This is a genomic window from Roseibium sp. (assembly GCF_965276855.1).
Classification (GTDB): domain Bacteria; phylum Pseudomonadota; class Alphaproteobacteria; order Rhizobiales; family Stappiaceae; genus Roseibium.
This window is the reverse complement of the sequence record NZ_OZ255700.1, coordinates 175,387-200,986: the sequence shown is the minus strand read 5'-3', so window position 1 is coordinate 200,986 and position 25,600 is coordinate 175,387. Positions and strand designations below refer to the sequence as shown.

At 56.7% G+C, this 25,600-nt stretch carries 20 protein-coding genes; 9 read left to right on the top strand and 11 right to left on the bottom strand.

Features of this window, described 5'->3' with window-relative positions; genetic code table 11:
* Window positions 1-15: 15 nt before the first annotated feature.
* The gene (gene bchJ, locus ACQY4Z_RS00895; protein WP_428525847.1) at window positions 16-609 is read right to left on the bottom strand and encodes a bacteriochlorophyll 4-vinyl reductase; all 594 of its coding nucleotides are present in this window, start codon (window positions 607-609) and stop codon (window positions 16-18) included.
* Window position 610: 1 nt separating this feature from the next.
* On the bottom strand, window positions 611-2,266 hold the full coding sequence (bchE, locus tag ACQY4Z_RS00890) for a magnesium-protoporphyrin IX monomethyl ester anaerobic oxidative cyclase (protein ID WP_428525845.1): 1,656 nt from the start codon (window positions 2,264-2,266) through the stop codon (window positions 611-613).
* 392 nt (window positions 2,267-2,658) lie between these two features.
* On the opposite strand from bchE, the gene ACQY4Z_RS00885 reads away from it, so the two are divergent.
* The 7 genes from ACQY4Z_RS00885 to ACQY4Z_RS00855 all read left to right on the top strand — a co-directional run bounded on the left by ACQY4Z_RS00885 (window position 2,659) and on the right by ACQY4Z_RS00855 (window position 8,940).
* Window positions 2,659-4,269: a glutamate synthase-related protein gene (locus ACQY4Z_RS00885; RefSeq protein ID WP_428525843.1), complete on the top strand. Its 1,611-nt coding sequence runs from the start codon at window positions 2,659-2,661 to the stop codon at window positions 4,267-4,269.
* Between the two features lie 31 nt (window positions 4,270-4,300).
* A complete protein-coding gene (locus ACQY4Z_RS00880) occupies window positions 4,301-6,277 on the top strand; it encodes a thiamine pyrophosphate-dependent enzyme (protein ID WP_428525841.1) in 1,977 nt (658 codons plus the stop codon).
* A 204-nt stretch (window positions 6,278-6,481) separates the two neighbouring features.
* Window positions 6,482-6,703, top strand: a complete 222-nt coding sequence (locus ACQY4Z_RS00875; RefSeq protein WP_428525839.1) for a hypothetical protein — start codon at window positions 6,482-6,484, stop codon at window positions 6,701-6,703.
* Entirely contained in the window at window positions 6,700-6,873 is a 174-nt protein-coding gene (locus ACQY4Z_RS00870) for a hypothetical protein (RefSeq protein ID WP_428525837.1), read from the top strand. The genes ACQY4Z_RS00875 and ACQY4Z_RS00870 overlap by 4 nt, the downstream gene beginning before the upstream one ends.
* Window positions 6,870-7,937 (top strand): Rieske 2Fe-2S domain-containing protein, encoded by a 1,068-nt coding sequence (locus ACQY4Z_RS00865; protein ID WP_428525835.1) that lies wholly within the window; start codon window positions 6,870-6,872, stop codon window positions 7,935-7,937. The genes ACQY4Z_RS00870 and ACQY4Z_RS00865 overlap by 4 nt, the downstream gene beginning before the upstream one ends.
* Window positions 7,934-8,695 (top strand): hypothetical protein, encoded by a 762-nt coding sequence (locus tag ACQY4Z_RS00860; RefSeq protein ID WP_428525833.1) that lies wholly within the window; start codon window positions 7,934-7,936, stop codon window positions 8,693-8,695. The genes ACQY4Z_RS00865 and ACQY4Z_RS00860 overlap by 4 nt, the downstream gene beginning before the upstream one ends.
* A complete protein-coding gene (locus ACQY4Z_RS00855) occupies window positions 8,692-8,940 on the top strand; it encodes a hypothetical protein (protein ID WP_428525831.1) in 249 nt (82 codons plus the stop codon). Before ACQY4Z_RS00860 ends, ACQY4Z_RS00855 begins: the two co-directional genes overlap by 4 nt.
* Before the next feature lie 97 nt (window positions 8,941-9,037).
* Here ACQY4Z_RS00855 and ACQY4Z_RS00850 read toward each other — a convergent pair whose 3' ends face one another.
* Both ACQY4Z_RS00850 and ACQY4Z_RS00845 read right to left on the bottom strand, forming a co-directional pair.
* On the bottom strand, window positions 9,038-10,363 hold the full coding sequence (locus tag ACQY4Z_RS00850; protein WP_428525829.1) for an EAL domain-containing protein: 1,326 nt from the start codon (window positions 10,361-10,363) through the stop codon (window positions 9,038-9,040).
* A gap of 294 nt (window positions 10,364-10,657) precedes the next feature.
* Window positions 10,658-12,067, bottom strand: a complete 1,410-nt coding sequence (locus ACQY4Z_RS00845; protein WP_428525827.1) for a nucleotide sugar dehydrogenase — start codon at window positions 12,065-12,067, stop codon at window positions 10,658-10,660.
* Window positions 12,068-12,570: 503 nt separating this feature from the next.
* Here ACQY4Z_RS00845 and ACQY4Z_RS00840 point away from each other — a divergent pair.
* Together ACQY4Z_RS00840 and ACQY4Z_RS00835 are read left to right on the top strand one after the other, a co-directional pair.
* The gene (locus ACQY4Z_RS00840; RefSeq protein WP_428525825.1) at window positions 12,571-13,413 is read left to right on the top strand and encodes a hypothetical protein; all 843 of its coding nucleotides are present in this window, start codon (window positions 12,571-12,573) and stop codon (window positions 13,411-13,413) included.
* Window positions 13,382-13,993: an NUDIX hydrolase gene (locus ACQY4Z_RS00835; RefSeq protein ID WP_428525823.1), complete on the top strand. Its 612-nt coding sequence runs from the start codon at window positions 13,382-13,384 to the stop codon at window positions 13,991-13,993. The genes ACQY4Z_RS00840 and ACQY4Z_RS00835 overlap by 32 nt, the downstream gene beginning before the upstream one ends.
* 33 nt (window positions 13,994-14,026) lie before the next feature.
* On the opposite strand, the gene ACQY4Z_RS00830 is transcribed toward ACQY4Z_RS00835, so the two are convergent.
* The 7 genes from ACQY4Z_RS00830 to ACQY4Z_RS00800 form a co-directional block, all read right to left on the bottom strand.
* Window positions 14,027-15,514 (bottom strand): sigma-54-dependent transcriptional regulator, encoded by a 1,488-nt coding sequence (locus tag ACQY4Z_RS00830; protein ID WP_428525821.1) that lies wholly within the window; start codon window positions 15,512-15,514, stop codon window positions 14,027-14,029.
* Between the two features lie 29 nt (window positions 15,515-15,543).
* Window positions 15,544-19,044 carry a PAS domain S-box protein gene (locus ACQY4Z_RS00825; RefSeq protein ID WP_428525819.1) on the bottom strand — a complete coding sequence of 1,167 codons (3,501 nt, stop codon included), beginning with the start codon at window positions 19,042-19,044 and terminating at the stop codon, window positions 15,544-15,546.
* 134 nt (window positions 19,045-19,178) lie between these two features.
* Complete coding sequence (locus tag ACQY4Z_RS00820; protein ID WP_428525817.1) at window positions 19,179-21,083, bottom strand: hypothetical protein; 1,905 nt, start codon at window positions 21,081-21,083, stop codon at window positions 19,179-19,181.
* A 13-nt stretch (window positions 21,084-21,096) separates the two neighbouring features.
* Window positions 21,097-22,605: an MBOAT family O-acyltransferase gene (locus ACQY4Z_RS00815; RefSeq protein ID WP_428525815.1), complete on the bottom strand. Its 1,509-nt coding sequence runs from the start codon at window positions 22,603-22,605 to the stop codon at window positions 21,097-21,099.
* Between the two features lie 3 nt (window positions 22,606-22,608).
* On the bottom strand, window positions 22,609-23,835 hold the full coding sequence (locus ACQY4Z_RS00810) for a hypothetical protein (RefSeq protein ID WP_428525813.1): 1,227 nt from the start codon (window positions 23,833-23,835) through the stop codon (window positions 22,609-22,611).
* Window positions 23,832-24,047 (bottom strand): hypothetical protein, encoded by a 216-nt coding sequence (locus ACQY4Z_RS00805; RefSeq protein ID WP_428525811.1) that lies wholly within the window; start codon window positions 24,045-24,047, stop codon window positions 23,832-23,834. The genes ACQY4Z_RS00810 and ACQY4Z_RS00805 overlap by 4 nt, the downstream gene beginning before the upstream one ends.
* Window positions 24,040-25,332: a hypothetical protein gene (locus tag ACQY4Z_RS00800; protein WP_428525809.1), complete on the bottom strand. Its 1,293-nt coding sequence runs from the start codon at window positions 25,330-25,332 to the stop codon at window positions 24,040-24,042. Before ACQY4Z_RS00800 ends, ACQY4Z_RS00805 begins: the two co-directional genes overlap by 8 nt.
* Window positions 25,333-25,600 lie beyond the last annotated feature (268 nt).

Sequence of the window (25,600 nt, the reverse complement as noted above, 5' to 3'; positions counted from 1 at the left end):
CGGGACTACATAAACTTAGATATTGAATTCAAACCGGCAGGCATCCGCCCCGCAAGCTCCGCATTCTGTCTCTGTGACACGGACATGCGGGCCGATCAGTTGCTGGAATAACCGCTCGAAAACAGCCACATGCCAATGGCAAATTGGATGATCAGCGTGTTCCCCTGCGATTAACGGATTGTCTTTCAGGATAAAGATCAGGGGCGCGCGTCTTGCGACTTCGAACTGGCCGGAGCCTGCAAAGGTCCAGGCGTTTTTTGAAATGGCGTTCGCCAAGAGATGTTTTGAGAGGCTTGCGGGAAGGACTTTCAAAAGCGTTTGCGCCAGACTAGGGATCCGGTGTTTCAAGACATAGTCGGCCGTGCCGACACCGGCGGCCCTGGATATCTCCGCTGAGAGATCGGGCAGGGTGGCCCGCACCGTCTTGTGAAACCGAGCAACGGGGCCCTCCGGGATCAGGCCGCTCATATCTGGAAGGCTCGCAATGCGGGCGTCGTGCAAGAGCGTTTCGAAAAGGTCCTGACCACCCTGTTCTTCCAAAGGGGAGCGGAATTGGGTCAAGGCATTCGGGCCGATCATGCCATCGGCCTGAAGGCTCTGCCGGTCCATGTCAGGCGTTCTCCGCCAATTGTTCCGTGCTGCCACCGCAAGCAAGCGCTGCCGCCGCTGAAGCTTTTTTGCGCTCTGCCGCCCGTTCCTTGCCCTGCAGTCGCAGGGCTTCGCGGCGCTCGGCTGCCCGCGCGGCACGATCGGCCGCCGATTCCCAGTCCGCCACTTGGGCTTCTGCCAAGGTGCGGTTCTCATCGAAGTCGAAATGCACCTTGTCTTTGGACTGCGGGCCCCAGTAGCCGGCCTTGCCAAGATCGTAGAATGTGCGGGCAAACCCGGCTTTCAGGAAGGCTTTCAGGCAGCCCAGCAGATAGCGCCGGCGAAAGCCTGTACCGCGCCACGGGTAATGGAACAGCGCCTTTTGCATGTAGAAGCGCCGATAGTTCTTCATGACACCGTTTAAAAGTTCGCCGCGTGTCATGGCCTCTGGCTTCATGATCGGTGTCACGAAGTTGTATTTTGAGAAGTCGAACACCTCGACCTGATCCCGGATTTCCTGGAACAGCGGTGTGAACGGCCAAGGCGTATACATGGCCCAGTTGGCAAGGTCGGGCTGCCAATCCCATGCCATCTTGTAGGTCTCTTCCAGAGTCTCTTCCGTTTCATTGTCGAGCCCGACGATGAATTGCGCCTCCACAAATATATCGGCTTCCCGCAGGAGGCGGATGGCTTCCTTGTTGTCGTTGACCTTGGTTTCCTTGTTGAACTGGTCGAGTTTGAGCTGCGCGGCAGCCTCGGTTCCAAGGCTCACATGCACCAGGCCCGCCTGGCGGTAGAGTGGCAAAAGCTCTTTGTCCCGCATGATGTCGGTCACACGGGTGTTGATGCCCCACTTGATTTTGTCGGGCAGCCCGCGTGCGATCAGCTCGTTGCAGAATTCAACGAACTTCTTGCGGTTGATGGTGGGCTCTTCGTCGGCAAGGATGAAAAAGCCGACATTGTGCTCGGTGACCAGCTTTTCGATTTCATCGACAACCTTCTTGGGATCGCGCACCCGGTAATCGCGCCAGAATTTCCACTGCGAACAAAAGGAGCAAGTGAACGGGCATCCCCGGGCAAAATTCGGGATGGCGACGCGGGTACCGAGCGGAACATAGGTGTATTTGTTCCATTCCAGAATGTTCCAGTCCGGCTCGATCGCGTCGAGATCCTTCACGGTCGCAGCCGCATGGGTCGCAACGATCTGGTTGTCTTCCTTGAAAGCTATGCCCTTGATCGTTCTGCGGTCTTCCGGCCACCGTTCCTCGTCGATTGCCCGCATCAGCTCAATGACGATTTCCTCGCCTTCGCCGCGCACAATGACGTCCACCCAGGGCGCCTCGCTCAAGACCTGCTTGTACATGAAGGTGGCGTGGACACCGCCGAGAACCCGCACCGCATGCGGATGCTCGTCTCGCGCAATTTCCAATATCCGTTCGGCTGCGTATATCGATGGCGTGATGGATGTAACGCCAATGACATCCGGTGAGATCCGGCGGATCTCTGAAGCAATTTCCGCGTCAGACAGGTCATTGGTCATGGCATCGACGAAATGGATGTCGTCAAAGCCCGCCTTCTTGAGGCTTCCCGAGAGGTAGGCAACCCAAGCCGGAGGCCAGCTCCCGGCGATTTCCGCGCCACCAGAATGGTAGTTTGGATGAACGAACAGGATGCGCATGGGATCACCTCTCATATGTGTCAATTAAAGTTGACACATGCATCGTCTCAGAAAAATGACGCAGATCAATCGGGCGAATTGCGTATTTTTTGGCAGGTTGAGCGGTGGCGTCGCTCGCAGCTCAATTATCTTCCCTTTCGGTATTTCACGATTGCCACACAGCACTGTCATCTGCTTATGATTTGAGACTGCAGGGCTTTCCAGACCTAATCCTGCAAGCAAACCATCTATTGCACGCCCATTTTTAAAGGCGCGCCTTCAGCACATGCTGATCATGGAGACAGGAGATTTAAGAACGACAGTCCGCAATCAATTGTCGACTGTTTTGAAGCAATCAGAAAATGCCAAGGCCCAGTGGAACAAACGCTGTGCCACTAGCTGGGGAAGACAAAATGAAAGCACACGCCGTCGCCAAGTGGAGCGAGTTGCCAGATCGAGATCCGCAATATGCTCTCGTGGAAGATGTCGATCTGGTGGTTGTTCGCTTTGATGAAACGGTGTCGGTGATGTACGGGCGATGTCTTCACCGTGGGGCGCTGATGTCCGACGGCTATGTGGATGGAGATAACCTTATTTGCGGCGTTCACTACTGGGACTACCGCATTGATACAGGCGTTTCTGAGTACAACAACTCGGAAGTCCTGAAGAAATTCAGCAGCTGGGTCGAAGACGACGAAGTGCGGGTGGATGCGGAGGAGATCGCGGCCTGGGCCAAAGACAATCCGCAACCCTTCCAGCGCGATGACTACCTCGGTCTTTATGCGGACACGTCCCACGGCACTGAGGAAGAGCCTTATACCAAACTCATTCAGGGGTATGCCAAACACGGTCTTTCCAAGACCGGTCACCACGGCGTGGTGGATGCCATGGGGGTGCCGCGTGTTGACTTGCCAGATTGGGACGACATCCAGATCCTGACTGCGCAGCTCCAGCGTTTTCCGTTGCTTGATGATGATCCGGTGGGGACCGATGTTGTCATCGGGCCGAATGCGCAAAAGCCGCTTCACCTGAAGATCCCGCTTTTTGTCTCGGATATGAGTTTCGGTGCCTTGTCAGAACCGGCTAAGATCGCGCTTGCGCGGGGGGCTGAACTTGCCGGAACCGGTATCTGTTCCGGAGAAGGCGGGATGTTGCCGGAAGAGCAGGAAGCCTGCTCGCGTTATTTCTATGAGCTGGCCTCCGGACGGTTCGGGTTCGACTGGGAAAAGCTGAACAAGGTTCAGGCGTTTCACTTCAAGGGTGGTCAGGGCGCCAAGACCGGAACCGGCGGCCATTTGCCGGGATCCAAGGTGCAAGGCAAGATTGCCGAGGTGCGGGGGCTGAATGAAGGGGAGGCGGCCATTTCTCCACCGCGCTTTCCCGACTGGACACAATGTGAGCAGGTCCGGGATTTTGCCGATGAGGTGCGTAGCCGTACTGGCGGCATTCCGATTGGCTACAAGCTCTCCGCCCAGCACATAGAAAAAGACATCGATGCGGCGTTGGAGGTTGGGGTTGATTACATCATCCTGGACGGCCGCGGCGGGGGCACTGGAGCTGCGCCGATCATTTTCCGGGACAACATTTCCGTACCGACAATCCCCGCGCTTGCCCGGGCCCGGCGGCATCTCGACACGTCTGGGCGGGGCGACGTTTCGCTGGTGATCACCGGAGGCCTACGGAAGCCGGCGGATTTCGTTAAGGCGATGGCCCTGGGCGCCGATGCGATTGCCGTATCCAACGCTGCCATGCAGGCGATCGGCTGCATCGCCATGCGCGCTTGCCACACCAACAATTGTCCCGTCGGGATCGCGACCCAGAAACCGCATCTCGTGAATCGTCTGGTGATCGAGAAATCCGCCCGCCAGCTCGCCAACTTCTTCGAAGCATCGGTCGAGCTGATGCAGGTGATGGCGCGCGCCTGTGGCTATTCGCATTTGAACCAATTCAACCAGCATGATCTCACAACGTGGAAGCGGGAAATGGCAGACCTGTCCGGTGTTGCCTATGGTGGTGTGGCCTGATCCGGGCCGATCAGTTTTGAGGGAGGAATGCATGGACGCTCAAAATCTCGACTGGATCAAGGTCGGCCATGTGAATGATTTGCCGGAAGGGCGCGTCAAAACAGTTACGGCGCGCACCACATCCATTTGCCTGTCGCACTTCGATGGTCAGTGGGCCGCGATGGACAATCACTGTCCGCATCAGCGTGGACCCCTTGGAGAAGGCTCAATAGAGAAGGGAGTGGATGGCAAGTGCTGGATCCGTTGTCCCTGGCACGGATGGGACTTCGACCCGCTGACCGGAAAGCCGCCGGGAGGCCACGAAGACAGCGGACAGGAGCTTTATCCCCTCAAGGTCGAAAACGGCGAGATTTTCGTTGGGCTGGAACCAGAGCCTGAGCATGAACGCACCGTGACCGATGTCATGGCTGAGACCATGGTCAATTGGGGCGTAAAACGCATCTTTGGGATGGTCGGTCACTCAAACCTTGGGCTTGCCGATGCCATCCGGCTTCAGGTGAACAAGGGTAAGCTCGGCTATATTGGGATCAGGCATGAAGGCGCTGCAGCCTTTGCCGCCTCCGCCTACGGGAAATTGACGGGTAAACCCGCCGGCTGTCTGACAATCGCCGGACCAGGCGCGACGAACCTTGTGACGGGCTTATGGGACGCTAAGGTGGATCGTGCGCCTGTGCTCGCATTAACAGGACAGGTCCAGACGCAGGTCTTTGGGCCTGGGGCATTCCAGGACATAGATCTGAAATCAGCCTTTGAGGCCGTGGCCCGGTTCTCCCAACCGGTACTGACGTCGTCCAATCATGCAGAACTGATGACGCTTGCGTTGAAGACCGCGATCGTCGAGCAAGACGTGTCTCACCTTATCTTCCCCGATGATGTTCAAACCCTACCGAGCGATCAGAAGGCATCCGGTCCACAAGGAAGGGTTGGAGGCTCAACCGTTGTTCCGGCGCGCGAGGATCTTCAACGGGCTGCGCAGATGATCGGGGACGCCAAGCGGCCGGTCATCATCATGGGCTACGGCGCGATAAATGCACGGGACAAGGTGATCGCACTGGCCGAACACCTCGGTGCGCCGATCATGACCACCTTCAAGGGCAAGGGGCTGATCCCGGACAATCATCCGAACGCCGCCGGAGTGCTGGGCCGTTCCGGAACCCCGATTGCCAGTTGGCTCATGAACGAGGCCGACTTGATCCTGGCGCTGGGCTCGTCCTTTGCCAATCACACGGGTATCGCGCCCTACAAGCAGATCATTCAAGTCGATTACGAACGCATGCAGCTTGGAAAATTTCATCCGGTGACGCTGCCGGTCTGGGGCGAAATTGGGGCTTTCTGTGATGCGGTCCATCCAATGGTCGAAAAGTCCGCCCATGCCGCGCACCAGCTTACCGAGCTGTTCGAGCGTTGGCATATGTGGCGGGAGGAGAAGGAAACCCGCTTAAGCGAAGACCAGGGACAGGGAATACACGCCGCAGCGGTCTTCAAAGTGCTGACGGAGCTGTGTCCGGAAGATGCGATCATTCCGGTGGATGTGGGCAACAACACCTATTCCTTCGGCCGGTATTTTGAGCCACGTGGCCAACGCATCTTGATGTCCGGATATCTCGGTTCGATTGGGTTCAGTCTGCCGGCAGCGCTGGGCGCCTGGTGTGCCACACAGGATTTCGAAGAATATCGCGGCCGCAAGGTCATCTCGATCTCCGGGGACGGTGGCTTCGGGCAATATGCGATGGAGTTCACCACGGCCGTCAAATACGGTATGAACATCACGCACATTCTTCTCAACAACTCCGAACTCGGTAAGATCTCGAAAGAACAGCGGTCGGGTGAGTGGCCGGTCTGGGAGACGAGCCTCACCAACCCGTCCTTCGCGGCCTTCGCAAGGCTCTGCGGTGGACATGGGCACCGGGTCACGGAAGCCGCAGAGCTCCATGCCGCCATCGCCGAGGCGATCACTCATGACGGGCCGTCATTGGTGGAAATCGTGACCGACGCCGATCTTGTGTAAGGCGAGATGAATTAGGTGCGGCGCTATTGGGAAGGATAGAATGCTGTGGGGTAATGGACTTGCCGGCACATGCTGTGCTGCCCCGGACTTGATCCGGGGTCTAGGGTTCAGTGCTTGGGGCGGCTTGGGGTCCCGGCTCAAGGCCGGGAAAGCGCTGATTAGCTGGCGCCAACAAGCGTTAGATACTTGTGTAGGGGGAGAAAATTGGAGACAGCTTCATTTCTGATCGAACTGGGCCGTTACTACCTTTATGCAGGTGGGATTGTTGCGGCTTTTTTCCTGGTGGTCGGCATTGACCGGATAGAGCCGTCGGCCAACGGCTCCTATGCCTTTCGTCCGCTATTGATCCCCGGCATTTGTCTTATCTGGCCACTGGTTCTCTATCGGTGGGCTGTTCTGGAAAGGACAAAGGGGGATAAAGCATGAAACGGGCCCACCGGACCGCGCACGCCCGGATTTGGACGGTGCTTGGGATCGCACTGCCTCTGGCTTTCTTCACCATCCTTGCTTTGCGGCAAACCCCGCCCGCGGACCGGCCGGCAATCCTGATTGAAGCGCCTGGAAATGAGGCGGCAACCGGGGAGGGGAACCAATGAGTGTTCAGTACACTCCGGTCCTTTGGAACCGGAACAAGCTGGTTTATGACGGCGTGCTGCTGATCGCGGTCGCGCTCTATCTCTATGTCTTTATCCGCTATGCCCCGGCCTTTGAGGATGTGACCAAACCGATTGACGGGGCAACGTTGCGCATGCGCGCCTTCGGCAGCTGCGCGTTCTTGATGCTCACCGTTATCCTGTGCATCGGACCGCTCGCACGGCTCGACCGACGCTTCCTGCCGCTTTTATACAATCGGCGGCACTTCGGTGTGTTGACGGCCGGGATCGCCGCTGTCCATGCCAATTATGTCCTCGGTTGGTATTTCAATTTCTCGCCGACGGACAATTACGTCGCGTTGCTGTCGTCCAACACCAGTTACGGTCAGATCCTCGGCTTTCCCTTCGAGGCGCTGGGCATTGGGGCGCTGCTGATCTTGTTCGTGCTGGCCGCCACCAGCCATGATTTCTGGCTGAGTTTTCTCGGAGCCCCACTCTGGAAAACACTGCACATGTCGATTTATATCGCATACGCCTTTGTCGTGCTGCATGTGGCGCTGGGCGCGCTTCAAGGCCCCGGAGATCCTATACTGACAAGTCTGGTCACGGCGAGTGTTGTGATGGTTTGCGGCCTCCACTTTGCGACCGGGCGGATGGAAGCAGCGCGCGAGCGCGGCGAAGCCACGGCAAAGGCTTCGTTTGAGCAGGCGGGCTGGGTCATTGCCGGCGAGGTAGACGAGATCGATGAGGATTGCGCCAAGGTGGTGACGCTGGACGACGACGAGCGTGTCGCGATCTTCAAGTATGACGGCAAGCTGTCCGCAATCACCAATGCCTGCGCCCACCAGAACGGGCCACTGGGGGAGGGAAAGGTCCTGTGGGGCTGCATTACCTGTCCCTGGCATGGATATCAGTACAACCTCGCCGACGGTCGGGCTCCGGAACCGTTTACCGAGAAAATATCGACCTACCGGCTAAAACTGATTGGATCGACAGTGCTTCTGGATCCGAACGCCTTGCCGCCCGGAACGCATGTTGAACCGGTCAAACTGGGAGAGGGCGCATGAGCTGGAAACAAACCAAGGACGCGCCGTTTTTTATAGGTTATCTGAACGCCGTTCCAAAACCGCTCGCCGTGTTCGCTCTGGTCTTTTCGCTTTGTTTTGCGGGCGGTATGGGGTTGGCCGCTCTTGCGTTGTCCTCAACCCAGAACGATCCGGGCAATGGCGGATTTCAATGGGGGAACCGCTTTGAACAGGCCGGACTGCTGGAGTTGAGGCCCTATCCGGTGTTCCGGGTGCCCGGCGACGAGGAGAGCGGGCCGCGGACCTATATGCTGTCCGGTCAGGGAAAACGCGGCGTATTCGGTCAAGCGGAAGCGAATGCAGGGACGCCGGTCACCTTGCGCGGCGTTCCTGTCAATCGGGGTGATCTCACCATGATCCAGGTTGGTAAGGTGGAGGCAACGGAGGGCGGCGCGGGCAACTTTAAGCCAAGCGACGCTGTGCCGCTTGGGCGCTGGAAACTCGCTGGAGAGATCTGCGACGGCAAATGCTATGCCGGTGCCATGCGGCCGGGGCAGGGGCTTGCCCACAAGGCCTGCGCTGATCTTTGCATCACCGGAGGCATCCCGCCGGTCTTTGTCTCCTCTGGTCCCGTCGAGGGCCGCAATTTTTTCTTGATGGCGGACAAGGATGGCAATCTCCTTGGAGACGAGATCAGGGACCTGCTTGCGCTTTACATCGAGGTGGAAGGCGATGTCGAACGTCTGAACGATCTTCTGGTTTTCAAAGCTGATCTATCAACGGCGAGGGTCCTGAAATGAGCGGGCAACCCAAACGTCCGGCTGTACAAACGATCGTGATTGCGCTGGTTTTGACCGGCGCCGTCACAGCTGCCGCCTATTACGCCTGGATCTACGCCAATATCGGCGCGCGCACTTATGCCAGGGGAACCCTTCTCACCGACATGCGGTTCTTCATTGGGCTTCTGGCTGTCTTCGTCGTGTTGACATTTGCGGATCGGATCATCGGTTTCATTGCAGCCCGGATCGGGGGCCGGAAAAACTAGTTGGATTCAGGGTCTGTATGTGTACTTGACTCAAGAAATCAGATCAGTAGCAGCCGCATGCTCGTGCCAGAAGAACATGGACACGCGGCTTTGCAGCTCAGCGGCGGGGCATTTCCGGGGGTGAGGCATCCCAATGATCGGTTGGATTGGGGCGGCCGAGATAGAACCCTTGTCCGTAATCGGCCGACGTCTCCAAAACCAAGGCAAGTTGTTCCTCTGTTTCAATGCCTTCTACAACCGGTTTTGCCTCGCTGGCGCGGATGAGGTCTATCATCCGAAACAGGATATCTTTGTCTCGCGGCGATTGAATTGCGGATGCCAGAAAGTGCTTGTCTATTTTGACGTAGTCGACCGGTACGGTCTGCAGCCGGCTTAGTGTTGACTGCCCGATGCCAAAGTCATCCAGGGCGACCTTGATCCCTTTCTCGCGCAACTGGCTGACAACCCGGCTGACATCACTGGTGTTTTGTTCGACAACCGTTTCCACAATTTCAAAGACGATATGATCTGTTGGAATGTCGCCAACAATCGTTTGAACCCAATCAAGTTTCTGATCGGCAACTTTCGCGAGGAAGGCGCTTGAGATGTTGAAGGCAATGTTCTTTTGTTGTTTCAACGCCGCCCAGGCAGCAGTCGCGTGGGCCGCCTCCAGCGGCGGTGTGGCTCCATAGTTGTAAGCCTCTGTCATCGTTTCAAGAAACTGTGCCGGACCAACGATTTCGCCATTCGGTCGCCGCCATCGCAAGAGGGCTTCATAGCCCCACAACTCAGCTTGCCTTATGTCGAAAATCGGCTGAACGAAATAGCCGATTTCGCGCCTGTTCAGCCCCAGATGGACCTCCTCAACGCTTGGCATGCCTGTTGCCAATTGGAGACCGCGCTCTTTGAGCAAAACCGCTTTCTGCTTGCCCGTTCGCTTTGCCTCCATCAGCGCCTTGTCAGCCTCGATCAAGGCATTGCGCGGCTTCATGCCGTGTTTGACTTTCGCAAGACCGATTGATGCATGGCGTGAAACGCGGAGCTCTCCGACGGGGACTTGGCACTTGCTGATCGCGGTCAAGACCTCTCCGCTGATGGCTTCGAGGCCCTGGTCATCTATGCCGTGAAACAAGCCGACAAATTCGTCGCCGGATACCCTTGCGACCTTCCCCTTGTCGCCAACGGCTGTTTTCAATGCGGACGCTATTTGAACCAAAAGCAGATCGCCTGTCGCGTGCCCATAGTTGTCGTTCACTGACTTAAAGTCGTCCAGATCGATAAACATGAGCGCGTCGGCGCCACGCGCGTTCTCAGCGAAATAGTCGAAGAACCATTGTTTCGTCGCAAGGCCGGTCAGATCGTCTATGCCCAGCTGATGCTCCAGTGCCGCGATACGTTGTTTCAAGGCGGCAGGCGTGTCACCGTCGTCGGATTGATCTCCCAATTTCTGCCCCGTTTCAAATGACTTGTCTTTGATACAGTCCTCTAAACACTACCATAAAGCGCAATGACGACCTTACAAGACCAGCGTTCAAATTGGCCCTTTTTCGCCGGCGAGCCTCTCGCCGATAGTACCGCAATTTAGCTTAAAGACTGGGCTTTGATATCCAAGTGCCTCGGTGGACGAAAAAGCCCCCGTTTCGGAACCCGAAGCGAGAGCCTGATCAGTTTGAAAAGTGTCCGCCCCCTCCGGTTTTGTAACGGGGCCACGGGAGGAGGCGGACGGGAGTGGATGGTCCTACCAGCCGATCCCCGCATAGCGGGAGCATGCCGGCGGTTCAGCGTGCAGGCGGACCAAATCCACCACTGCCGCGTCTTCCTTTTTGGATCTCATCACACTCCGAATGGCCGGACCGTTTTGCGAAACGATGATGGCATCAGCGTCCGCGATGGCCTCTTGCGGGGTCTGTTTCAGGAAGTCGGGCAAGGCGTCGACAACAGCTTTGAGATGCGGCGAAGCGTGCTGCATATATTCAAACTGTTGTGCGATATGCGGACCAGGCACGATGGCCGGGTCGTAAGCGGTGACCTCCACGCCTTCAGCGCGCAGGGCCGCAATCACTTCCAGAACCGGGCTTTCACGCAAGTCGTCCGTGCCCGGCTTGAACGCGACGCCCAGAATGGCGGCTTTCTTGGCGCCGGTCTTGCGAACCATCTCGATTGCCTCTTCGACTTGCTGGTCGTTGGTCGGGATCAGCGAGTCGATGAGTGGAACGTTGACGTTCAGCTGTTCTGCAAGATGCGAAACGGCGCGGACTTCCTTCGGCAGGCAAGAGCCGCCAAAGGCAAAACCAGGCTTCAGGTAGTAAGGCGACAAGTTCAACTTCGTGTCCTGGACAAAGATGTCCATGACCTTGTGACTGTCGATCCCCATCGGCTTGCACAGGCGGCCAACTTCGTTGGCAAAGCTTACCTTCGTGGCATGCCAGACATTGTCGACATATTTTACCAACTCGGCGACATCGACAGAGGTGACAATCGGGTTGTCGTCAACGGGTGCATAGATCTTTTTCAAGATGTTCGCGGTGCGCTCATCCGTGACACCGATGACTGTTTTTGGTGGTGCATGGAAATCGGCAACAGCCGTACCTTCCCGTAAGAACTCCGGATTGAAACATACGCCGAAGTCCTGTCCGGCCCGCTTGCCGGACACTTCCTCGATGATCGGGGTCATGATCTCGAGTGTCGTTCCAGGAGGAACGGAGCAGCGCAAAACGACGACGTGGAATTCGTCCTTGGCCGCGATTGCAGTGCCGATAGACCGGGCAACCGCTTTAATGGCGCGCGTGTCGCAGCCGCCGTCTTCGCTGGTCGGAGTGCCAACGGAGACGAAGGTTACGTCTGAATCCATAACCGCTTGCGCAACATCGGTGGTCGCGGTCAGCAGCTCGTCATTGACACCCGCAGTCAGCAACTCGCCGAGCTGGTCTTCAACGATCGGGCTCTGGCCCCAGGAGATAGAATCGACTTTCTTGGCATCAATGTCGGCGCCGATGACCTTGTGGCCAAGCGAACTCAGGCAGGCGAGGGAGACGGCTCCAACATATCCCAGGCCGATGACACTGATGGTGTCTTTGGTTTCAATGAGGCGCCAATCAAAAGCGTCGAGAGTTTGAACGGCTTCGAATTTTCCTACATGCATTTTCATTTCACTGCTCCCAGTGTGATGGTCCTGGGACGACAGTTACAAGCGCCGTGCCAAATCGAATTGGCATGGAAAAAATAAGTAAAAACAGTATATTAAAAAAATTCACAAAATCTGCGGGTCTGTTGATTTTTCGATTTTGAAAACGAAAATTCAAATTCGGATAAACAAAATTCGGGTTTTCGGAAATACGAAAGTGTGCGGTCAGTTCCGCGAATTTCTCAAACCAAGAGCCGATGAAACACGGCCTATATAATAAAGCCTGACAGCCGGATTTTTGGATGCACCAAATTTCGTAACAAACAACAGTTCGGATTTCGCGAATTCAAAAAGAACGCTTCCGGAAATCAGAAATGATAAATGGCACATACGTTGTCCGGTAGTTTGAAGACTCGGGTAAGTATCAGTATTTATTCAGTAAATCACCCAACCGAACACGGCCGTTCCATTTGGCAAGCCTGTTGCAAAGCTGTCTGCAACTTAATTCTTGCAAAGGAGAGGCTGCCATGTTTCCACAAGCGGTATTCGCCCCAGTCGGACAAGTCACGGGCCCCATTGGCTGGACTGACCCGGTTCCGGTAAATGACGTCTATCTGTTCGATCTTGATGCTCTCGTGCCAAGCCCGAAAGGTCAGATGGATCTGGATTTCGCGCGGTACTTGAGCGCATTTGCGCGCAAGCGTGCATGCTACATTCTGTCCAACACCAGTATCACGGACATGATGACCCGTGTTCCGGCATCGGTCCGCTCGGCATGTGCCGGTCTGTTCGCGGCCGGAGGCACGGAACTCTGGGTCGGAGATGATCTCGTTGTGCAGCATGAGCATGAGTTCTCCGATGATCTCTATGAGTTCATGGTCAAGGTCGTTCAGAAAAGCGCGTACCCGGAAAAACAAGCGCCGATGCTGGAAAGTGGCTCTGCATCTTTGCGTCTCTGCATCGCGGGTTATCAATCAACGCTTCGCCAGATAAAGGACTATGCCGCATGGGAGGAAGAGCATTCTGAGCTCGCGACCATTACCCATGAATTCAAAGCCCGATTTCCGGATCACGATATTTACCGCGACACTGACACAAGCCTGATGATCGTTCCTCGGACGTTTTCATCCGCTCTCGTGGTTAGCCATCTGATCAAGCGGCACAAGAATGCACGCCTGATCGGCTATGTGACACCGCAAGCCGCCGGATCCTACGCCAGTCCGCTCTGCGATGCTTTTGGCAGTGCGGACGTGCTCTCAACAATCAAGGGGCCGGGCGATGTCAGTCAGCTGCTGAGCTATGAGTTCCGCCGTCTCACGCAACAAGAAGCCGCCGTGAATGAGCGGGCTGGCGAACTGGTCGAGGCGTGAGATGGGATTGCCAATCGCCCCCCTAGACCAAACGACTTGGACTCTTTTGGGCAGTGAAAAGGTGTTTGAAGCCGGAGATCGTCTGAAAGTCCTTCGACAGACTGTCGAGTTGCCTGATCACACCCGTGTGGAGGACTATTATCAGATAGACCTGCCGACCTATGCGACAGTCTATGCTGTAACGGAGAAAGACGAAGTTCTGCTTCTGGAGCAATACAAGCATGGTGTCGGACATGTGTGTCTGACACTCCCGGGCGGCCAAATTGATCCGGGTGAGAACCCTGAGTTTGCTGCCCGACGGGAGCTTTTGGAAGAAACGGGCTATGGCGGTGGCCGCTGGACCGCAGGACCGGCCCTGGTGCTTCACGGAAACCAACGGGTCGCGCTCGGACATATCTTTGTCGCCCGCCATGTCATCCAATTAGGTGATCCGTGTTCTGACGACCTGGAGGAGATGCAGCTCAGGCTTCGGTCCAGAAAACGGGTTCAACAAGACCTTCTAAACGGCGCTCTGCCAATAACATCTCACGCGGCCGCGGTCGGGATTGCCGAGACCATGATCAGGGCGAGTGGTGCCTAACAGAAATAGAAAGTGGGTTGTCTGCAAAGGCTGTCAGGAATTGACAGCCATATCGTCCTCGTCCGGGTCGGAGCCGACAACGCTGGTGTCGTCCCCGTCTTGGGCCGCCCAGATTTCCTTCTTGCGGTAAAGGGTTGAGGGACTGACCTGGAGGACACGTGCGGTTTTCGGCAGGCTTCCGCCGCAAGCGTCAATCGTCGCTTCGATAATGCTGCGTTCAAGCGTTTCGAAGGGTTGACCGAGAGATAATGTAATCTGCGGCCAGACATCGCCCGTGTCTCTGACGACCGTTGCAGCCGGGCTTACCGCCTGAGGCACACTGAGGGGAACGGCCTGAGCGGGTTTGGGCGCTGAGGGTTGACGTCCCTGAAGCGTTGCCAGCATGTCCACCTCGACAATCGGGCCTTCATTCAAAACAACCAGATTGCGGATCGTGTTTTGCATTTCCCTGACATTGCCCGGCCAGGGATGGCGCATCAAAAGCTCTTCGGCTTCCACTGAAAAGCCTTCAAATGTCTTGCCTTCTTCGCTGCCGAACTTGGTCAGGAAATGCCGGGCAAGTTCCAAAATGTCGGCACCGCGAGCGCGTAAGGGTGGCAGTCCGATTGGCAGGACGTGAAGGCGGTAATAGAGGTCTTCGCGGAAACGGCCGGCTTCAACTTCTTCCTGCGGATCCCGGTTCGTCGCGCAGACGATGCGCACATCGACTTTGGTCAGCTTGTCGCTGCCGACCTTCTGGACTGTGCCGCTTTGCAGAAAACGCAAAAGCTTCGCTTGCAGGCTCAGTTCCAATTCGCAAATCTCGTCGAGGAAAAGGGTGCCGCCGTCCGCGCGGGCAGCCGCACCATCCCGATCCCCCGTCGCTCCGGTAAAAGCGCCTTTCACGTGGCCAAAAATCTCAGATTCAATCAGATCTTTCGGGATGGCCGCGCAATTGAGCGGCACAAATGGTTTTTTTGCGCGGGGGCTGGATTTGTGGATGGCTTCTGCGCAGACCTCCTTGCCGGTGCCGCTTTCCCCTGTGATGAAGACAGACGCATTGGACCGCGCGACGCTTTCAATCATTTTGTAGACAGCGGTCATCGGCAGGGATGAGCCGACGAAGCCGTGATTGGCCTTTCCGCCGGACGGTTTTCTGACCTCTGCAACGACTTCCGTAAGGGTCTCACGCTCCAGCGCATTACGCGTCGTTGTGATCAGGCGCTCTTCGGCAACTGGTTTGACAATGAAATCATAGGCACCCGCCTGCATGGCGTCGACAGCAGTCTTGATGGATCCTGAGCTGGTCACGACCACAACCGTCACCGGCAATTGTTCCTCCCGAACGGTCGCCAGGACTTCAAGGCCATTCATGTCGGGCAATTGCAGATCGAGAAGAACGACGCTGATGCCGCCCTTGCGGATCTTGGAAAGGGCCGCCTGACCGGTCTCCACATGGGTCGTCTCTATCCCGGCGCGGGACAGATGATGCTCATAAACGGTGGCAAGAGACAACGTGTCTTCGACAATCAGAACTTTCAAATCAATTCCCTCAAAGTCTTGCGAAGCTTTTATGTATCAGAGGTCAGGTCAATCCCCATCTCGCCCGCCAAAGCTTTCACATCTGCTAACGTATCGTCACTTATTGATTGGAGTTCGTCCACCCGTGTAAGGGCCGCGGCTGTTTTTTCTTCGCGGACCAGAGTGTTGATTTCCGCCGCAATCGTGGTCAATCGCGTTGCTCCAAAGGTGCCCGCAACACTTTTCAGGGCATGTGTGGCGCGTTCCAACTGGGTAAAATCATGCGTTTGAGCAGCAAGACGTGCCGCTTCGCTTTTCTCACGAGTGTCGGCTTTGAATTGATTCAGGAGCTTTTCCTGTAACTCTGGTGGCATATCCGCGAGGAGAGTGCGGGCTTCGCCGAGTTCCAGAGACGCATCCTGCGGCGTGGCATGGTGCTGCTTGGGAGCATGATGTCGGACATTGCGGGCAATGCACGCCAAAAGATCCTGCTTCTCTACAGGCTTTGACAGGAAATCGGACATGCCGGCTGCAAGGAACCGTTCTCTATCGCCGCGCAAGGCATAAGCGGTGAGGGCAATGATGGGGGTTTTTGCGTTTCGCTGCCCGTTTTGAATGTGGTTAGCAGCTTCGAGGCCATCCATTTCAGGCATCGAGATGTCCATCAAGATGCAGTCATAATCGCGGTTATGGGCCGCGATGACCGCCTCCTTGCCGTTGTTGGCAATATCAATGTCGCAGCCGGCTCGTTCAAGCGCGTGCGAGACCACGATCTGATTGGTCGCGTTGTCTTCAGCAACCAAAACAGTCAAGCCGTCTGGAATATGTTCCTCCAGCATGGCGACTTCAGGTTCGGGTAATTCGATAGCATCGTCGGCGCGCTCAAGAGGAACGCAGAAATGGAAGGTGCTGCCCGCGCCGGGCAGACTTTCAACGTGGATCTCCCCGTCCATCAAATCGGAGAGCCTTTTGCTGATGGCCAGCCCAAGACCGGTGCCCCCCTGTTTTTTGGTATAGCTCGTGTCGATGGTGACGAAATCTCCGAAGAGTGACTGGTGCTTGTCTTTTGCGATGCCAATGCCAGTATCCTTGACGGAGAAACGGAAAACCGGACTCACCGGGTCATCCTTGTCCAGGGAAACACTGATGTCGATTGATCCGATTTCAGTGAATTTGACGGCATTCGACACCAGATTAAGAAGTACCTGCCGAAGCCGGCCCGCATCACCGCTTACGACCTGAGGCACACTCTTTGGATAGTGAAGATTAATCGTCAGGCCTTTTTCCTGGGCGATTGGTAGAAACAAGTCAGAGATGCTCTTGACGACGGTCTTGAGCCGGAACGGAGCTTTTTCGAGTTCCGTCCGGCCCGCTTCAAGTTTGGAGAAGTCCAAGATATCGTTGATGAGTTCGAGCAACGAGCGGCCGGATTCACGCGCCGTTTTCAAGTACGCCCTTTGGTCGGGGTCAAGATCTGTATCCCGGAGCAGGCTCAAGATACCCAGAACACCATTCATGGGTGTGCGAATTTCGTGGCTCATCATGGCGAGGAATTGGGCCTTGGCTTCGTTCGCAGCTTCCGCCTTTTCCTTGGCATCTCGCAGGGCTTCTTCCGCGGCTTTTCGCTCTGTAATGTCGCGAACATAGCCGAGGAACAGTGGTCCCTTCTCACCGCGCGTGTGGCGAATTGCAAGTTCCACGATGATCTCATGTCCTTCCTTGTGAAGGCCTTCGATCTCGATCCTTTTACCGAGGACGGGTCCTTCACCGGTTTCGAGGAACTTCTTCAATCCGGCATCATGCATCGCCCGGTATTTTTCCGGAATGATGTAGTCCGACATCTTCCGTCCAACGAGTTCAGTGGCGGTCCAACCAAACACCTCTTCGGCGGCTGGACTGAAGTCTAGGACCGTTCCGCTGCCGTCCATGACGATAATGCCATCGAAAGATGCAGAAACCACGTTGCGCAACAGGCCCTGACTGCTGACCAGTTCCTGTTCGCGTTTTTTCAGTTCCGTGATGTCCACCCGGAAGCCGACCATGCCGCCCTCGCTTGTCCGGGATTCAATAACGCGCAACCACCGACCGTCGTCCAGATGCTGTTCCATCGGAGCGCCCGGATTTCGGTGATTTTGCATCCGCAATTCAATCCAGTCTTCCAGGACTTGTCCTGTGACTTGATATTGGCCGCGTTGAGCGCCTTCCCGGATGATTTCTTCGAATGTTCGTCCGGGCCGGATAAGATCGGCGCTGCTGCTGTAGAACTCCTTGTACTTGCTGTTGCACAGAACCAGGCGGTCTTCGGCGTCATAGAGAACAAAGCCGTCGGGTAGGGACTCAATGGCATCCACGAGGCGGGTTTCTGCTTGTTGTAGTTTCGCGGCCGCTGCTTTTTGCTCGGTGAGGTCGCGTAAGATTGCGGTGTAGGTGTCCTGACCCTCGACGATGGTTTTGGAAAGGGACAGCTCGACAGGATAGAGGCTTCCGTCAAAGCGGCGGCCTGTAACTTCAAAGCGGTTCTTGTCTGTTGCAAGAGGCGCGGATTTGCCCGAGCAACACGCGAAGGGCAGGACATGTGCATCTTCCTCTGGAAGAATGTCGCAGATCCGTTTGCCGGACAGATCTTCAAAAGATTCAACACCGAACATTTGCAACGCTGCCGGATTGGCACTCAAGAGATCGCCGGACGGAGACAACGTCACAACTCCATCCAGCATCGTTTCCAAGACGGCATTGACTTGCGCTTCGCCGGTTTCGGCGCGGATGATGGCCGCTTCAAGAGCGGCGTTCTTTTCCCGCTCCGCATCGGCAAGATCATGCACACGTGTCAGAGCTTTCTGGCGCTGTGACGAAAGTACAAAAGTCAATGCAGCTGCCGCCATAAAGGCGATGCCCAGCATCACGATCAGGCTGTTGATCGATGTCAGGCTGCCGCCGTAAAGCGCGCTCGCCGGGAGCACGACTTCCTGAATGCCGCGAATATCGCCAACTTCCCAATCGGTCTTGGGGGAGTCTGGATGTGTGTTGTGGCAAGCGACACAGCTTCCCTCCATTCGAACGGCGGTGGCGCTGCGGAAAACGTTACCATCTTCACGCTGTTCAAGCCGTTGAAACGGCTGTTCCGGGTTCGCTACCAGGGCTGTCAGAGCTTCACGCTCGAAATCATCGATTTCCCGGTCATGGCGCCATGGCCAAGGATGATTGGATAACATCCGGATCCGGCTCTTCGCACCAAGAAGCGCAAGTTCATTTTCCAGCGCCAACGTCATGGAGACGGGAGCAGGAATTGTCAGTTCGTTCCCATGATAGTCATGACTGACGGTGACATCTTGGGAAGAGTAGAGTTTGTCGACCACTTCGCGCGAATAAAATGAACGAGTGGCGGTCAGCAGTTCATTCTGCGCTTGGGCGGCTGCGGACAGATCGGCGGTGCGCGCCTTTTGGCCAAAGTCGACCGCGATGACGTATGCCGAAATTGCAGATGCACATATGAACACAAGGACCAGCCAGAAAGTGGCGTCCTGCGCGACATCAGATATCCACTTCCGCATGGATTTGCCCCTGGCTGGTGCGTTTTGCGAATTCAAAACACTTCGGCTGTTTCCTGAGGGTAGTTTGGCCATAGGATGTAAAATTTCACTTTATGGAAAAAACGGAGGATTCAGGTCTTGGTTGCCGCCGGGCTTTAATCCGGCTGCAATTTGAAGAACGGATTATCCTCCATGAAGGCCTGCCAGCTCTCATAAGTGTAGGTGCGGTACGGCTCGCAGCTGTCTGTGCAACTGTGAACTTTGAGCGTGAGCTGGAAGTCCGCGTCAGGATCAAAGAGGTTTGCATAGGCAAAGACTGTGTCGGCCGACTGAACGCCGGGGACGGGGCCAGAAAACCGTTTCTTGAACGCTTCGGACGGTATGGAGGACCAGCCGCCTGCCGGAAACCAGCGGGGGCCGACCGGTCCTGCACCATCCAGATCACGCGGGGTTTCTGAACCATAAGTGAGCAGGAAGTCTTCCCGGCTCTTCAGCCCGGTAACATGCTCGCTGGTCATCAGGTCGGGGAATTCGGCTGCGCTTAGCAGCGATATCCCGGCGTGCCCGGTGTCTTCGTAACGCTGCCCGGCGCGTTTGGGAGGAGAGCCTTCGCGATTTTCAAAGGCGGCTGTTGGCCAGTAGCGGAACAGGGCACCATTCTCATCGGCACTCCATTCGTCATAAAAACCTTCCAGGATGGATGCGCCCCTGGCGTTTAGGGCAGGGTCGGGCAAATCTTTCAGCAAAGCTGCCATTGTGACCTGCCAGTTCCAGGGCGCAACGCTGCCCTTGAACCTGAAATCGATGTCTTCGTTTATCCGGTAGAGCCCGGCAGCCGCGTCGAAATCCGGTTCGTATGTACTGGCAAGACAGGCCTGTGTTTCGGCAATCCTGTCTTCCAGAACCTCCGTGCATCCGTCGCCAAGGATTTTGCAGGCTTTTGCAAGACTGTTGGCAATCATCGCCTGATTGATCATCAGGGTCATCCGATCGTCGGTGTTCGTCGCGTAGATGGTTGAACTCCAGCCGCAAGAAGGGTTTTGATTTGTCGTGCGCCCGTTGACGCCGTCCTGAGCGGCAAGGGTGAGACGGATCGATTTGCGGGCAAGCGCCGCAAAGACAGGATCTCCGGTTTTTTCGTAAAGGGCGGCGAGGGCCCGAAGCCGGTAACTCTGGTTCCAACTTTGCAATCCCTCCGCGTCGGATGAACAAGCGCGCACCTCACCTGTCTGAGCGGCAAGCAGGCCGGTGGCTGCGTAGTAGAAGTTCATGCCGGCCGGCGAACCAGAGACTGTCAGAACGGCTTCCCCGTCAGGACGGTCTGCGCGTGGAAGCGTCATGAAGGCCGCGGTTTCGCTTGTCATGACGGGCGCTTCAATGGACCCTGTTGTAAGGTCTATCCTGTAGATCCCGGCGGTATCCGTGTTTTCACAGTCCATGCGGGCCCAGAGCACATCACCTCGAACCACGACGCGTTCGGGCGCGCAGCCAGCGAAATCCAGGAGAACCTCCGGCTCCGCTGATATGCGGCCATTGGTGTCACGTTTGTGACGGATGAGCTGCGCCGGTTCGCCTTGCCGGGTGACCAGCAAAAGCGCCTGGTCCTCGGTAAAGCGCAACAGTTTCGCGAGTGTGCCGCGCTTGAATGTGAGCCTAACCACGCCGTCCTGAAGCAATTCGGTCTGCTGGTCGCCGGTTTTCCAGGTTCGCATGTGGACCAATGATCCATCGCGGGCGAGGCGAATGGTGCCAAGGCGCGCGCCATCCTGATCAGGGCCACCGAGCTCCCGGATCATGCCATCCACCGAGACGGTCGGTTTGTCATCGCCAGGGGGCTTCGCGACCACCAGAAGGTTGGACCCGGCCTTCGATACGGTTTCAAGGCACTGGCCGGTCACGCCCTTTCGAGTGACATCTCCGCTCTTCAGGTCGACTTCGAGGCCTTGAGCGGGGAGAACCAGAAGGGATTTTTGAGACGGACCTTCCGGTGCGGCCCAAGTTGTTGGCGTTCCGGCACAAAGGGCCGTTGAGAAGGCGAGCGTCAGAAAAAGCGAGCGCATCAGCTGTCTCCGGTCAGAAGTTGAAGTAGATGAACTCGGTCATTTCTGCGAGCCGGTAGGTCTGGATCAGCGCCAGTCCGAACAGTACGGAGACACCGAGGGCCCAGCCGGTGGTCGGCTGCCAGCGTACCGGCAGGAACCCTTCCGAGCGGCGCTGCGCGACCAGTTTCTTCAAGCCCAGCACCGGGTTGTACTTCTCGGTGAACTCGATGGCGTTCGGCAGAAGGAAGACGATAGCGGCAAGAGCAACCATCATGGCCCAGACCTGCGCGGTGCCGGTCAGTGCGCCTTCCCAAAGTTTCGGCTCATAGACCGTCGACAAGCCGGTCATGCCATGGATGATGTTGCTCGCACCGGTGAAGCTTTCGGCGCGGAAGAACACCCAGGCAACGACAACGGCAAGGAGCGTAACACCGCGGCTCAGGAGGTTGCCAACCGGACGGGGCAAGATATTCGGCACATAACCTTTTTCGGACAGTGCGGACCAGCCGTGATTGATCGCAAGGTATGCGCCGTGCAGACCGCCCCAGAAGACGAAGGTCCAGCTTGCCCCATGCCACAGACCGCCGAGAAGCATGGTGATCATGAGGTTGGAATAGCGGCGGATCGGACCACTGCGGTTGCCGCCCAGCGGAATGTAGAGGTAGTCCCGCAGGAAGTGCGACAGGGTGATGTGCCAGCGGCGCCAGAAGTCGGAAATGCTGGTTGCCTTGTAGGGCGAGTTGAAGTTGACGGGCAGGCGGATGCCGAACAGGCGGGCCAGGCCGAGTGCCATGTCGCAGTAGCCGGAGAAGTCGAAGTAGAGCTGGAAGGTATAGGCGAGTGCGCCTATCCAGGCAGCTTCAAGCGGTACACCATTGGTGGTCTCGGCAAGGGAGAAGACCTGGTTGGCATAGGGTGCGATGCCGTCCGCCAGAACGATTTTCTTGAACAGGCCGATGGCAAACAATGTGCCGCCGACGGCAAGGTTGAGGGCCAGCTTGTTGCGGAACACCGGCAGCTTGAACTGCGGAATGGTCTCTTTCTGCATGACGATCGGACCTGCGATCAGCTGCGGGAAGAACACCACGAACAGCATGTAACGGCCGAAGTCGCACTGGATGATGTCGCCCTTGTAGGTGTCGATCAGGAACGAGATCTGCTGGAAGGTGAAGAACGAGATCGCCAGAGGCAGGACCAGGTTCAGCATCGGTATGTCCGCGCCTGCCAGAAGGTTCGCATTGCCAATGAAGAAGTCGGCATATTTGAACACCGCGATCAGCGCGAGATTGAAGACGATACCCGTGATCAGGACAAACTTGTCACGGACCTGCCGGAGCACCCGGTGAAAACCGTAGTTGATCACGACGGAGCCCAAGAGAAGGGGCAGATAAACCGGGGTCCACCAGGCGTAGAACACCAGGGACGCGATGGTCAGCCACCAGATGATGCCGTTTTCCCAGCCCCAATGACGGAGCACGAGGTAACCGATGAGGACCGGCGGCAGAAACAGGTAGATGAATTCCAGGGAACTGAAAACCATGACTCAGCCCTCCTTGTTGCTGGTGTCTTGCGGAGCGGTCCGCAGAAGAATGGTGAGATTTGCTTCGTCTGTTTTCTGAAGCTCTTGGAGCAAAGTGGCGCTGCCCTGGTGGCCACGGTCGGCGCCTTTCCGGGCCAGTTCGAACGCCTTGGTCCGGTCCTGCTCCACGAGCCTGCCTTTCGCATAAAGACGGCCAAGCTCTTCCATGGCCCCCGGGTGGCCAGCAGCTACTCCGCGCTCTAGGAGCTCGACAGCTGCATCGGCATCGAGGCCGTGTTTTTCCTTCAAATGCAGGCGGGCAAGGCCGGTGAGGGCGCCGCCATGTTCGGCCTTGGCGGCAAGGCGGAGCCATTTCAGAGCTTCCTGAACGGTGTCCTTGTCGTCAGCGGTTGCCAGCATCATCAGCGCCAGGTCATGCATGGCGCCAGCATCGCCGAGGTCGGCAGAGCGCAGGAACCAGTCGCGGGCAAGTGCCCGGTCGGCCGTCATGAATTCACCGTCCCGGTAGAGCCTGCCCAACGTCTTGGCCGAGCTTGCAGAACCGTCTCGGGCCTTCTTTTCAAGACCGGAAATGGCGCGCTCAGCCCAAAACAGAGCCTGTTCGGGGTTGGGGGTGGAGCCGTAACGGCCGTTCAAAAGGATCCGGGCGTAGTTGATGGTTGATGACGGATATCCGGCAATCGCTGCTTTCTCGTAATGATGAAAGGCGAGGGTCAGATCGCGCTCTGTGCCGATGCCGCGTTCATAGTGCTTTGCGAGTTGAACGTGCGCTTTCGGGTAATCCCAGCCAAGGGCTTTTTGGAACCACTGCAAGGCGATTTCCGCACACCGTTCGCCGGACGAGCGCTGGAACAGGCGGCCTAGCTCATAAGCTGTTTCGCCGCGATAGGCGAAGGAGTAGCGCACGGCTTCCATGAAGATCAGGCGTGCCTGGTCGAGGTCTGCGTCAACGCCCCAGCCGTTCTTGTAGGCCCGGCCCAGGTGATAAAGGGCAACCGGATGACCATCGCTGGCAAGCTGGGTCAGGAGATCGGCGGCAGCTTCCCAGCGGCCGACCTTTTGCAGGCCGCGGGCCTGTTTGATCATCTCCTCGATCGTCGGATCGATCCGCTCAGCCTTTGCTGCCGGGCGAACTGCATCGCCGGAGAGTGCGACAGCACCCGCTCCACCGATAATCGCGGCGACAATGGCTGCTTTTAGAATGTTTCGGTTTGATGGCTTGCGGGTCATTTCAGCAACTCCATTTCAAAGACCGGCTGTTCTCCTTCGGTCGACGTTTGCCGGTACATGGGCTCAGCATGATCAAACAGCCAATCAATGCGGTTCGGTTCCACTGCAGTGGTTTCAGGCATCGGAGTGAAGCTTGAGGCGGCGATGGCACCAATCACGAAACCGGTTATGCAGATCAGGGCTTCTTCCAGGGTCTTGTTCGACTTAGCCATTGATTTGCCTCCAGATTCTGCAGGATGTGCCCTCGGTCAGTTGAAGGGTGCCTTCGTTGTGGGATTGGGTGATGTCGTCCGCACGCACCGGGCAGGCGAGATCGGCCCGGCGGTCCTTCGCCGTCTTGACGCGTGCTTTGTCGCTGTCGATAACTTGCAAGAGTTCGCCGACGATTTTGCGGGCCGGGTTGGACCCGAAGTGATAGGCGTCGGTGAAATTCTTCAGATCCCGTGTGAAATCCGTGTCGAAATCCATGTCCACGATGGGCGCAAGTTTTGAGAGCCGATCACGGAACTTGTGGTTTGCCGCAGCAAGTCCGAAGTCATTGATGCGCTGCTGCATCTCGGAGATCGTCGGGGGAATGAAGAAGATGAGCTCGACATCGTTTTGGTCGCACCAGGCGGCAATCTCTTCGACCATCGCCCACAGATCTTCTGATTGCTTGAACCGCCGCCAGTCAGCAGCACCATTGGTGCCAACCTGTTTGGCGAACAGGGACGGAAGATCCCGGTCAATTGCAATGTCCGGCCAGTAGCGTGCCCAGTGGCCCAGACCGAGCCCCCGGCCGTGATAAACAGCCGGCAGGATCAATGTGCCGTTCGGTGTCTGCAAGATGCACTCGTCGCATAAGGCAGGGTCTAACAGCGCGTCGACGGAGAGCGTTTCAAGACCGCTGAGTTCAGCAGCCTTCGCTTCTGAAACGGGGGACAGCGCCAGCTTCTCGACTGCGTCGAAGACATGCGGGTAGCGGTCCTGCAAAAGCGCCCAACCGATCTTGGCAACAAACCAGTTCGTGTAATAGCCGAACGGATCATTTGCGAGCGAGATCGCTTCCGGTACGCGGTTCATGCCGCCCTTGAACCTGGCATCCATGGACCGGAGCGGGAGGCTGACGATCAATGTTTCCAGTTCCGCGTTTTCCTTCAGATATTGGAAGGTGTCGTAGATCTCGAAAACGGTCGCGCCGCCATAGGCGAAATTGTAGACATCGTCGCGTCCGAGCTCCTGCCAGTACTTGTCCTGGAGCGCGCGCGCGCGGCTGTCTCCCAGGACAACCGTCGGTGCCTTGATGCGCGGATACTCGATCATCTTGTAGAGCGGATAATGCGCCTTGACGCTGATTTCCGTTTTGTCGAGACCGAGATCGACGATTTGGTTGTGGTTGTAAGCGTCAACCACACCGTTGAACGCAACCGGAGCCAGAGCGAGGCACGCGGTCAGGGTCAATGCAGCAGTGTAGAGTTTCGGTTTCAGCTTCATCGCTGTGGCCCTCGTTTGATCCATTTGGCTGGATCCTTTCAAGAGCTGGGCCAATTCAGTTATTGAGTTAGATTTTTAACAAAAACAGATACTTGTGAGGACTTTGCATTTTTGGAAACAGGTAGGGCTTAGCAATTGTGCAAGAGCGGTTTTGCAAATTGAAAAGGTCTCTGAGTGCGTTGGAGTCCTGGGTGTCGAATACCCTGTAAGTGTCACCCCGGACGGAGCGGAGCAAAGTTCCGGGGTCCACTCGCAGTGCTGCGTGGCAAAGCCGGAGTTTCCTACCAGTCGA